The sequence below is a fragment of the Nitrososphaerota archaeon genome, assembly GCA_027887005.1.
Classification (GTDB): Archaea; Thermoproteota; Nitrososphaeria; order Nitrososphaerales; family Gagatemarchaeaceae; genus UBA183.
Map to the genome: position 1 here is coordinate 74,469 of JAPCJI010000005.1, position 9,983 is coordinate 84,451.

Genomic DNA, 9,983 nt, shown 5'->3' on the forward strand with positions numbered 1-9,983 from the left:
GTAATATGGGTTTGTCCTAACCGAGCCTCTTCACTATCGTCGCCAGGACGACCGACTTCCCGCCCTTGCTCTCCGCCAGCTTCCTCCCACATCCCCTGCAGCCGATGTCCTTCGCGGAGTTCGAGAAGATGATCCTTTCCTCTCCGCAGTCGGGACACTTGACCAGCAGGAATTCGCTCTTCATCTTCGGGATGGGCTGCCTCTCGCGCCTCATGCCGCGATCTCCGCCTTCCTCAGTCGGATTCCATCTCTCATTATCTCCCTATTGCACTCCTTGCACTTCAGCCTGATGGTCGCCTTCTTGGTCGTCTTTGCGGTCCTGATCAGTTCAGGGAACTTCTGGCCGCCGTAGCCGCTCTTTCTCTTTGCCTGCCTCCGAGCACCCCAGGAGCCCGCCCTTTCCTTTCCTCTCTTGTAGAGGGCGACAGAGTGCAAGGTATGCTTGTGACACCAGGGGCAGTTCGTTCTCATTTCCTTTGGAAACTTCAATCCAGATTACCTGAAGTGAAGGCCGCCCTTATTCACGCATTTAAGCTTGGCCTGGTTTTCCTAGGCCAGGCTCTCCTTTCCTTCATCCCACCAGCCGCCCATCCCCTCCTTCAGGGCGGCCATCACATCCAGCCCTGGTTTCCCTTTGACCTGCACTGAGACCATCCTCCCGTCCTCGGACGCCGAGGTGGCCGAGTGGACGTTTGCGAGGAAGAACATGACAGCCCTGGGGTCGGTCCTCCACCGCCGCTCGACGAGCTTCACTTCTCGCCTCCTGTGGAACGCCGGAGGGATGTCGAGGAGGGCCCCCAGAGCGGCCCTGGCACGGACGTCGTCGTTGCAGAGGACGCCCACCGTGAAGTGCTCCTGCTCCGAGCCCTCCCTCAGGACCGCCTCCAGTCTCGGCACCACGTGCATGAAGACCAGGACTCCCGCTTCGCGGTCGAGCTTCCGGACAGAGAAGTGGCAGAGAGGTCTGTCGTCGCGGCTTTCGATCCTTGGTATGAACCAGAGCCGGAACCTGTCTGTGAGCGCGTTCCACTCGCCCCTGGCCATCCTCCCGACGTCGAAGTCGACTGGTGTGAACGGAACACTGGCGACGAGGGAGTAGACCCTGCCCAGTCCGGGGCCGTAGGCTGACAGGGGAACCCTCAACAGGTTCCTCTCGCCGAAAAGAACCAGCTAGACATGGTGGAGCTAGTCGTCCGACGCTCTTAATCACCAATGACGGCGTCAGTTTCAGCGCCCGGGACGGCGACCGAGCCGGACATCAACCAATCTTTATTATGCCAGGTGGAAGAGCCCGAAACAGGCGTTCACGGCAAATTGTTCTTCGCGAAGACATCCTCCAGTCAAGAGTGGAAGGCCGTCGCTTCAGCCGTCAAGACCCTCGTGGAAGAGGCAACTTTCGAGGCAACGGGCGAATCCATGACATTCAGGGCCATGGATCCTTCCCACGTCGCCCTGGTCGATCTCTCCTGGCCCAACACCGCCTTCGAGAAGTACGAGTGCGACAAGCCGTTCAAGTTCAGCCTGAGGGTCGAAGACCTGGTGAAGCTGATCGGGAGGTCCGACTCCAAGGACAGCGTCGAGATAACCTCCACGGAGGAGGACGCCATCATGATGAAGTTCACCAACGGCTACAAGCGGGAATTCACGATTCATCTTATCGAGAGCACCGGAGGGGCGGCGCCCCTGCCCAAACTCGAGTTCGACACCAAGGTCACGCTCACGAAGTCCATCTTCGAGAAGCTGCTCAGCGACATATCCGTAGTGTCGGACCAAGTCACGATCCTGGCTACCAAGGACAAGCTCGCCTTCTCGGGCAAGTCTGACGTCGGCAAGGCAGACATAGCCCTGGAGAAGAACGACGCCGACGTGCTCGAGCTCCAGGTGGGCGCGGAGAGCAAGGCCACATACTCCATCGATTACCTAATCGGGATCATCAAGGCGATGGGGGGTGTCTCCGATACCCTGCTCGCGGAGTTCTCTACGAAGAAGCCGATCAGACTCGAGTTCAAGCTCAACGACCAGGGAGCCCGCGTGCACTACTTCCTTGCGCCGCGCGTTTCTGATTAGGAACAGATTGCTTATCTGAATGTGATAGCGGAAACGACTCCTTGAACGACGCCACGAAGAACTTCCTCAAATCAGCCTACAAGGAGTTCTACTTCAGGCGCGCCGACGCCATCGAGTTCCCGGATGAAATCCAATCAAGGGAGTTCGGCTACATCCCCTTCGGAGGGGGCATGGTTCGCCACCTTTCATTCAGGAACGAGGGCGAAGCGGTGGCAGAGGTGCTGAAACAGTCTCCGTCGTCGGTCTACTGCTCCAACGCCAAGTACGAATCGCCGACCCTCCCGATCGAACAGAAGGGATGGCTCGGCGCGGAGTTGATCTTCGACATCGATGCAACCGACATCCCTACTCCGTGCAAGAAAGCCCACGACATCTGGTACTGCGACAAGTGCCACGTGTCCGGAAGGCTCCCCCGACCCCAGAAATGTCCGAAGTGCGGAGGGACCACATCGCAATTCCACGGCACCTGCGAAGTCTGCCTCGGGGCGGCGAAGGAACACGCGCTACGCGTGGTGGGCTTCCTGACCGGGGACTTCGGCGTCGAACGGGAAGCGATTCGGCTCTACTTCTCAGGAAACAGAGGCTACCATCTGCACGTCTTCGACCCGAGGTTCAACCCCCTTGACCAGCTGGGCAGGGGGGAGATAGCCGACTACATGCGAGGCGCATCGCTGCCCCTCAGCCAGACCATCGCCTCCACCCTCCGGCGAAAGCCGGCAGGCGCTGGCGCCCAGGGGGAGGGCTGGACGAGAAGAATCACTGGATACGTCGAAGAGAAGCGCCAGGGTTACGGCGGGACCCTGCAGAAGCTCGTCTCCGAAGCCGTCTCGTCCCAGCGCGCGCTGGTGGACACATCTGTGACCACCGATATCCACAGGGTCTTCAGGCTTGCCGGAACCCTGCACGGGAACACGGGCATGTGCAAGACGCGCATCGAGTCCATCGAGTCCTTCGACCCTCAGACCGACCCGGTGGTCCTCAGCCCGAAACCGGTGAAAATGAACGTCGACTTTTACCCCGCCTTCATTATGAAAGGCGCGAAGTTCGGCCCCTTCAAATCCGAATCCGCAGAACTGCCGACGTTCGCCGCCGTCCCAATATTAACAAGGGGTCTGGGGGAGGTCACCTGATTGACCGAGACCACCATCGAGTTCCTGAAGCGGCACCTTGACCTGGAGCTCAACTCGACCCTCCTGCTCCCCCTCCCCGAGGATTTCTACTCCAGGATCTCAACCTACAGCCAGAAGCTCAAGAGGTCGTCGGGCTCGGGCAGTTCTGAGGCGTCAGTGCGCCTCATCGCGAGGCAGGCAGGCCTGATAGACTCGATGGCCCGGCAGTTCCTCGCACTAAGGGCCAGGAAGGCGACAGGACAGGCCGCTTTTCTCCAGCTCCTCCCCGAGGAGCGCTATGTCTGCTCCGCCCAGCGCAAGTTCAAGAGGAGGTTCGACACATTCGTTGAGGCCGTCTCGGGGGGGCAGCCATCCTTCGTCGAGTTCGCCCATCGAGCAGAGTCAGAGAGGAGCATCACCGTGAAGTTCGCCAAGCGCGTGAATGAAATGGTGGGGCTGGACGCGAGGCGCTACGGCCCCTTCGAAGCCGACGACGTCGCTTCAATCCCCGCGGCGAGCGCCGACATACTCATCGCCGGAGGGGACGCGGTAGAGATCTACACCAGAGAAGAAGCCTAGGAATAGCTTCGCCAGGAATCTTGGTTGTAAATCAGTTTCGCGCTCCCCCTCGCCTATCGAAAGCAGTATTCGCGTTCTCCTTATTTTCGTCAGTCCGCGATGGGAGAATACGACTTCAAGTTCGGGGCTCTTGGGTAGGAAGGGACCGCGGTATACGAGTGATGAAACGGACGAGCTCTTGGACGCGCTCGCCGCCGGAATATTTAGGGGAGAAGGAACTACAGTCTGCACTGTAATTGGATGGCGACGCAAAACACCTACACCGCGTCTGATGTCATCTGTGAGGATGTGCGACAGGAATTCCGTCGAATATGTGGCGAAGTCTCCAGGATGGAACTCGAAAGTCAGGTTGGAGGCACGAAAACGTGGGCACTGTTCCGCAGGAGGATTCGAATGGGGAACATCAGTTTCGGGTGTGTGTAGAGTGAGGAACGCGATTCTGCCGTGGATAGCTAAAGGATACCTGAGGGGGGAGAAAGCCGACCAGTATTTTGATGCGGTGGCGAAGTTCAGGAGGGCGAGGGAGGTCTTTCAGCCGGAGGAGCCTGGACATCGTGGGAGGGAGCGTCAGGCTCTTTGAGACTGATTCGGGGGTAATCTTGAGGTTCCCAATCCATCAAGAGTATGACCTCCAGGTGTGGTTGCACTTCACGCACCTGTAGAACTGGGTCGGAGGCTCGTCTCCGCTCCTCGTCTGGAGGAACCACCACATGGCCTCGTTGTGGCCGCACTTCGGGCACTCGATCTTCGTCGTAGGCAGGGTGTTGAGCTTGTTCTCCTTGTCGCCCACCACCTTGATGGGGGCAGCGTTGGCAAGTTCCTCCTCGGTCGCCTGCTTGACCGAGTTCCCTGTCTTCCGGGAGTAGCCGCAGTTGTCGCACAGGAGTGTAACCGAAACCTCGCGGGGTCCCTTGATCTGTTTGAGCTTCAGCCGGGTCCCGCACTTCGGGCAGAAATTCACCAATTCAGTTCGACCCGCCACCAAGTGCCTTCTTTACGCCTTCGAAGAGCTCCTGGGTGGTTTCCATCGCCCTCTGAACGCTGTTCGCGAACGCCTTCTCCGGCTTTATGCGCTGGGCCCTGACCTTCAGGACCAGTTTCTTGATCAGCGGATGAGGGGGGATGACGCCTGCGAATGTGACGCTCTTCTCCTCAAGGAGCTCGTGGTGGACTATTTCGGCCAGCGAGTAGTCCTCCCCCGTAATCTCGACAGTGAGGCCCTTCTCATCTTCAGACGTAGTCTGGACCTGCATTTGCTTGGGTTGCCCTCGATTTCTCGTTAATAAGCTCACGGTCGAATTGGGGTCTGTCCGAAGTCCGCGGCCAGCTTCCTCTCTTCCACATTGCCGCACTCGTCGCACTTGGGTCTGTTGGGCCCTCCATGGAGGAGAGGCCTCCCACAATTGCCGCAGAGAGCGTGGACCACTCCCATGTCCGGCTCGTCCACCGAGAGGTGGATGATGCCGTTGACCAGGCTGAAGACCCTGCACCTGACGATATCCCCCAGCTTCACAGGGGTCATCCTCCGGGCGCCTCGTCCTCCTCCCATCCCTCTGTGTGAGATGCTGCCTGAGAAGTCCTTGTCCATCCGCTCGCCGTTCACGTAGTAGATCTTGACCCCGGCCGCGGCCCCCGAGACGACCTCCACCTGCCCAGTCACCCAGTCATCCATCCTGATCGTCCGGGCCTCCATCGACGGTCTGACCGAAATCTCCATGTTGACCGAGTCCCTGCTCACGGCTCCTGCCACCAGGGACCTGATCAGCCCTGAATCATCGTAGGTGTGCTTGCCCGGGAGGAACTCCTCCGATATGGCGAGCTTGTCTCCAGGCAGGACCGTCTGTGCCTTCTTCTTGGTCTGGCTCATTTCTTCTTCACCTGTCCGACTGTCAGTTCTATCCATTTCGGCCTCTCGAGGAACTCACCCATATCTCTTCCCTCCATCAATGCAACCAGGGCGTCAGCCTGAGGGATGGAAAGTACTGGCCTGTCGAATGTGAACCCGTCCACGGAGATTCTCGGACATGCAGTCTGTATGAACGCATCTATCTCCCTGTGGGGCGCGAGCCGCTCCGGGGTGATGTCCCTGAGTGCTATCCTGACCACCTTCCTTCCGTTCATCTCGAGGCGCTTGGAGATCCACTTGCTCCTGCCCAGCATCTTCTGACCCTCCTTCAGCCCAGTGATCACCCCGAAGACCCGGGCGTCGAGAGCCTTGTAGACCGCCAGGACGGCCCTCTTCCTCCTCTCCTCGGCCGCCGTCTGCATATCCGTCACTTCGTTCATGTACGGGTCAAGCATGAAGGTCGGTTTCCCCATGGCCAGGGCCAGGCCAACCGCGTGGAACTCGCTTTCTCCCAGGAAGACGAACGCGTCGACCCTGTCGCGGAGCGGGTAGGATGTCGAGAAGTCGCAGCCGAAGATCTGTCCCTGCATCATCAGGTTATTCTGTCTGCCAATGTGAACCTCGAACCCCTTCGACTCCAGCCTCGCCTTCACCGGCCCAAGCTGGTGCAGGTGCTGGCTGAAGGTGACCAGGCCCAGCCTCTTGTACGGGGAGAGCGTCTTGGTCGCGGACTCGACAACTTCATCGAATCCGACGTCGTCCACGGCGTCGATCAGGTAGGTGTAGTCCCCGACTTCCTTCACGGTCGCGTTGTGGCCGATGTGCAGGGCCAGGTCTGCCTGAAGGGTCTCGACGTCGTCATCAACAGTGTCGCAGATTCCGAAGCAGCTGTCTCCCGCAAGGATGCAGGTGACGCCGTACTTCTCCTTCACCCGCTCCATCAGGCCCTTGGTCTGCCTGAGGAGGCCTCCTGGGGCGTTCACGAGAACCACTGAAGGCCGCTTGGCTTCGATTATCTCGAAGACCTTGGCCTCGTCTATCCTCACCGTCAACTTTCCATCTTCTTTTCTAGCTGGACTATCTCTGCGTGCGTCTTCATCGGCAGCTTGGTGGTCGCCGCCTTCATCGCCTCCTTCCCCTTCTGCAGGTTCTCTGCCTTAATGCTCAGCTCCAGTATCACCGCTCCGATGCCGACCCTGGCCGCGACCCCTATGGGCTTGCCGAAGGCCTTCCGCATCCCTTCCTGGAGCCTGTCTGCCCCCGCAGTCGCGATCATCTTGTTCTCCCGAAGTACGAGATGTGGATACGTGACCACCTTCAGGTAGTAGTTGTCCTCGCCCACGAGGGCAAGCTTCTTGTTTGCGGCCACCCTCGCTGATTCCAAGGCGTTCGATCTAATTTGGACCGTCCCCTCTGAGACGAGGTTGAGTTTCAGGTCGTAGTCAGATCTAAACTTCCCGGTGGTGAAGCGCGCGACCTTCGGATTTGGCGTTCCAGGCGCGTACCGCTTGTTGTAGAACTGACCTTTCCACTGTCGATAATTCTTGCCGTGGATGTCAAGTCACCTGAATAGAACGCGCCGACTTCGACCCCTAATTAACGTTCACGCTTAATATCGCGAAATCGGGGCGTGAAAGAGATGCCCTACACCCTCCCGAGGAAGGTGGCCGACTCCGACCAGCTTGTCCTCGTCCTGGTCTTCGGCAAGCTCTCCGTCCTGGAGGCCTGCACAGTGCTCTCCGGGCACGTCGACAGGGCCGAGTCCCCGACCGAACGAGTTTCCGTCCTTACCCTAAAGCAACGAGTCCCCGACCTGATCACAGACCTCGCGGGGGTCCACAAGTGCGCTCCCCTGGTCGAGGTCATCGGCGACAGCTCGGAAAGCCCGGCCAAGCTTGTCCAGAGCATCGCCGGCCACCTCGAGGAGAAATCCAACATCTCCATCAGCGGCTACGACATCTCGGAGGACGACTACGAGCAGATCGCCAGGTCGGTGCTTGACGGGGTCAGGGAGGAAGGGTTCAGGAAGGTCAGGCTCCTGAGGCCCAGGGGGAACGAACTGCTCGCCGAGCAGGTCCTCTCCAGGTCGGCTTTCGACATCGTGGCCTTTCCATATCACGGGGGTTTCGGTCTCGGGCCCACCGCCTGGGTCCCCGATTCCACTTCGATGCGCCAGCGCGGGACGCAGAAGCCGACCCCCCACTCCGACATCTCCATGTCCCCGAGGCTGGCTCGGGTGCTGCTCAACCTCGCAGGCCTCAGCGAAGGGCAGAGCGTGCTCGACCCTTTCTGCGGGTCGGGGACCATACTCGCTGAGGCCCTGATTCGCAACTACCGCTGCCTCGGCCTCGACTCGAAGGCCAGCAGGGTGCAGGACGCCAGAGAGAACCTCGGATGGCTCCTGGGAAGTCCGAAGAACGCAGGCTACGACATCAGGCTCGGGGACTCCAGGGAGCTGCCCAAGATGCTCCGGAGGTCCAAGGTCGACGCCATCGTCACTGAGCCGCTGCTCCTCCCGCGGATCGAGGCCAGACCGAAGACCAGCACCGCCAGCGCTCTGATCGACGGGGCGGGGGAGGTCTACGGCGCGGCCCTCGCTTCCATGGCAGAGGTGCTCCAGCCCGGGGGGAGGATCGTGATTGTCGCGCCTGTCATAGAGACCATGGACGGGGAGGAGGTGTCGCTGGAGCTGGACGGAAGGGAGCTGGGGCTCAGGCCGCACCAACCCGGACCCGTCGGGTTCCAGTACCCTGTCCGGCTCTCCTTCGAGAGCACACGCTGGGTGAAGAGGGCGGTCTACGTCTTCGAATCGAGGTCCTGAAGCGAATCGAGCGTCAGGAGCGCCTTCCTGAAGACTCCTGACATCAGGTTGAGGTCTCTGTCGCTGAGGCGCGAGACCGTCGCGATCTTCCTCCCCGACTGGAAGAGGCTCTTCATCTTGTGGGGTGGGACTCGCGAGGCTGCGGCAAGCCCGTAGAAGCTCTTCGCGAAGACTTCCCTCGCTTCCCTGGTCTGCATCCCGCCCTTCCCTCTCGCTCCCCTGGAAGCCATGTAGAGCAGTATCGCCACGGCGTGGCCGAGGTTCAGCGCCCGATAGGAGGACCCCGTGACTATGGTCGTAGTCACGTCGCACTTCCTGATCTCCTCGTTGGTCAACCCAGTCGTGTCCCTGCCGAAGACGAGTGAGGATGTGCGGGACGACGCCAGGAGCTGGCCGAGGCGCTCAGGGCCGACGCTCCTCCGTATCACATTCGACTTCTTCGAGGCCCTCACCGCGGTCGTCGCAATCAGCAGCTCGTTCTCTTTCCTCACCCTCTCGAAGGTGGTGACCACTGCCTGGTCGAGTACATCGGAAGCGTGCGACGCGTAGACGGCCGCCACCGAAATGTCGACCTTGGGTTTCACCATGTACAGTTTCTTCACCCCGAAATTCTTCAGCAGCCTCGCGACATGTCCGACGTTGACCGGATACCTCGGTTCGACCAGCGTCACCGACAGGCCTTCAGGAATCAACCGCAGTCTGGCCTGCGGGCAGCTGCTCTTAAGTCAGGATTCGAAGTCCTGTCTCTATCTGCGGTCGGCGCAAATCACCATCACTTCTTCGGGGCGAAGCGAGTAGACCCTCCTCCCGGCGAAGGCCTTCGTGTCCACTGCCATCTTCAGCTTGGCGAGGGCTGAAGCCACCTCTCTCCTCCGCAGCGAGAAGAGCAGCTTGACCTTCGAGACCTCTGTCCTCGACATTCTCCTCTTCGGCTTGATCGAGACAACGACAGAATTCACCCTCGGCGGCGGAGAGAAGGCCGACCTTCCCACCCTCCAGAGCACCCTCAATTCCGAGGAGATCTGGGCAATCGCGGAGACTCCCCGGTAGTCCCTCGCCCCAGGCTCGGCAAGCACCTTGTCCACGAAATCCTCCTGAAGAAGGACGACCGCCCTTTCGTACTCTGCCCGGCTCAACCATTCTACGAAGGCGGCGGACTTTGAATACGGCAGACTCGATATGAGCACGTCGAACCTCGGCGTTTCCTTGAATGCGTCCCCCAGATGGATGGTTGCGTCCTTACGGCCCAGCGCCTCGAGAGTCTCGGCATAGTTCTCTCTGTCCACCTCGTACCCTTCGAACGAACGGCCCAGCCCCACGAGCGCCTGAGAAAGCGCGCCCTTCCCAGTCCCTATCTCGAGGACCCTTTCGTCCTTGTGGATAGCAGCAGCCGAGACGATCTTCCGTACCAAGTCCTGGTCGACGAGGTAGTGCTGCCCCAGGCTGTGCCTCGTCATTTCTTGACGAAGATGCTTACCCGAGAGTCTCCGGAGAGCTCCTCGACTATCCTCTTGGCGATCATCTTCGCAGGCTCCCTCAGCCTCACCCTCTCCTGGATATC

The 9,983-nt window shown here is 59.9% G+C and carries 15 protein-coding genes; 5 read left to right on the forward strand and 10 right to left on the reverse strand.

All coding sequences use genetic code 11. The features are described 5' to 3' along the window. Positions 1–16 precede the first annotated feature (16 nt). The 3 genes from OK438_05435 to OK438_05445 are packed head-to-tail and all read right to left on the reverse strand — an operon-like array spanning position 17 to position 1,143. Entirely contained in the window at positions 17–214 is a 198-nt protein-coding gene (locus tag OK438_05435) for a 30S ribosomal protein S27e (protein MDA4124873.1), read from the reverse strand. Beyond that, positions 211–489, reverse strand: coding sequence for a 50S ribosomal protein L44e (locus OK438_05440; protein ID MDA4124874.1), 279 nt, complete (start codon positions 487–489; stop codon positions 211–213). Before OK438_05440 ends, OK438_05435 begins: the two co-directional genes overlap by 4 nt. A 60-nt stretch (positions 490–549) precedes the next feature. After that, on the reverse strand, positions 550–1,143 hold the full coding sequence (locus OK438_05445) for a hypothetical protein (protein ID MDA4124875.1): 594 nt from the start codon (positions 1,141–1,143) through the stop codon (positions 550–552). Between the two features lie 171 nt (positions 1,144–1,314). Between OK438_05445 and pcn the strand changes: the two genes are divergently transcribed. The 4 genes from pcn to OK438_05465 all read left to right on the forward strand — a co-directional run bounded on the left by pcn (position 1,315) and on the right by OK438_05465 (position 4,335). Then, entirely contained in the window at positions 1,315–2,067 is a 753-nt protein-coding gene (gene pcn / locus OK438_05450; protein ID MDA4124876.1) for a proliferating cell nuclear antigen (pcna), read from the forward strand. A 41-nt stretch (positions 2,068–2,108) separates the two neighbouring features. Then, complete coding sequence (locus tag OK438_05455) at positions 2,109–3,197, forward strand: hypothetical protein (protein ID MDA4124877.1); 1,089 nt, start codon at positions 2,109–2,111, stop codon at positions 3,195–3,197. Then, positions 3,198–3,755 carry a hypothetical protein gene (locus OK438_05460; protein ID MDA4124878.1) on the forward strand — a complete coding sequence of 186 codons (558 nt, stop codon included), beginning with the start codon at positions 3,198–3,200 and terminating at the stop codon, positions 3,753–3,755. It begins immediately after the preceding gene. 130 nt (positions 3,756–3,885) lie between these two features. Beyond that, positions 3,886–4,335 (forward strand): hypothetical protein, encoded by a 450-nt coding sequence (locus tag OK438_05465; protein ID MDA4124879.1) that lies wholly within the window; start codon positions 3,886–3,888, stop codon positions 4,333–4,335. Between the two features lie 36 nt (positions 4,336–4,371). Here the strand turns inward: OK438_05465 and OK438_05470 are convergent, their stop codons facing one another. From OK438_05470 to OK438_05490, 5 genes are read right to left on the reverse strand one after another with little or no spacing between them, the layout of a single operon-like run. After that, on the reverse strand, positions 4,372–4,716 hold the full coding sequence (locus OK438_05470) for a transcription factor S (GenBank protein ID MDA4124880.1): 345 nt from the start codon (positions 4,714–4,716) through the stop codon (positions 4,372–4,374). Positions 4,717–4,720: 4 nt separating this feature from the next. Then, the gene (locus tag OK438_05475) at positions 4,721–5,008 is read right to left on the reverse strand and encodes a hypothetical protein (GenBank protein ID MDA4124881.1); all 288 of its coding nucleotides are present in this window, start codon (positions 5,006–5,008) and stop codon (positions 4,721–4,723) included. 35 nt (positions 5,009–5,043) lie between these two features. Next, positions 5,044–5,622 carry an exosome complex RNA-binding protein Csl4 gene (locus OK438_05480; protein MDA4124882.1) on the reverse strand — a complete coding sequence of 193 codons (579 nt, stop codon included), beginning with the start codon at positions 5,620–5,622 and terminating at the stop codon, positions 5,044–5,046. Next, positions 5,619–6,647 carry a diphthamide biosynthesis enzyme Dph2 gene (dph2, locus tag OK438_05485; GenBank protein ID MDA4124883.1) on the reverse strand — a complete coding sequence of 343 codons (1,029 nt, stop codon included), beginning with the start codon at positions 6,645–6,647 and terminating at the stop codon, positions 5,619–5,621. The genes OK438_05480 and dph2 overlap by 4 nt, the downstream gene beginning before the upstream one ends. Before the next feature lie 2 nt (positions 6,648–6,649). Further along, a complete protein-coding gene (locus tag OK438_05490; GenBank protein MDA4124884.1) occupies positions 6,650–7,156 on the reverse strand; it encodes a 50S ribosomal protein L16 in 507 nt (168 codons plus the stop codon). An 84-nt stretch (positions 7,157–7,240) separates the two neighbouring features. Here OK438_05490 and OK438_05495 point away from each other — a divergent pair, with 84 nt between their 5' ends. Then, positions 7,241–8,422: a DNA methyltransferase gene (locus OK438_05495; protein ID MDA4124885.1), complete on the forward strand. Its 1,182-nt coding sequence runs from the start codon at positions 7,241–7,243 to the stop codon at positions 8,420–8,422. On the opposite strand, the gene OK438_05500 is transcribed toward OK438_05495, so the two are convergent. Both OK438_05500 and OK438_05505 read right to left on the reverse strand, forming a co-directional pair. Continuing rightward, complete coding sequence (locus tag OK438_05500) at positions 8,398–9,114, reverse strand: hypothetical protein (GenBank protein MDA4124886.1); 717 nt, start codon at positions 9,112–9,114, stop codon at positions 8,398–8,400. The genes OK438_05495 and OK438_05500 overlap by 25 nt on opposite strands. 54 nt (positions 9,115–9,168) lie before the next feature. After that, on the reverse strand, positions 9,169–9,879 hold the full coding sequence (locus OK438_05505; GenBank protein ID MDA4124887.1) for a hypothetical protein: 711 nt from the start codon (positions 9,877–9,879) through the stop codon (positions 9,169–9,171). Between the last annotated feature and the right edge of the window lie 104 nt (positions 9,880–9,983).

Bases quoted from the DNA above. Each gene is read 5' to 3' on its own strand.
- OK438_05505 (MDA4124887.1), bottom strand. From the start codon at position 9,879: ATGACGAGGCACAGCCTGGGGCAGCACTACCTCGTCGACCAGGACTTG.
- OK438_05480 (MDA4124882.1), bottom strand. From the start codon at position 5,622: ATGAGCCAGACCAAGAAGAAGGCACAGACGGTCCTGCCTGGAGACAAG.
- OK438_05475 (MDA4124881.1), bottom strand. From the start codon at position 5,008: ATGCAGGTCCAGACTACGTCTGAAGATGAGAAGGGCCTCACTGTCGAG.
- OK438_05435 (MDA4124873.1), bottom strand. From the start codon at position 214: ATGAGGCGCGAGAGGCAGCCCATCCCGAAGATGAAGAGCGAATTCCTG.
- OK438_05495 (MDA4124885.1), top strand. From the start codon at position 7,241: ATGCCCTACACCCTCCCGAGGAAGGTGGCCGACTCCGACCAGCTTGTC.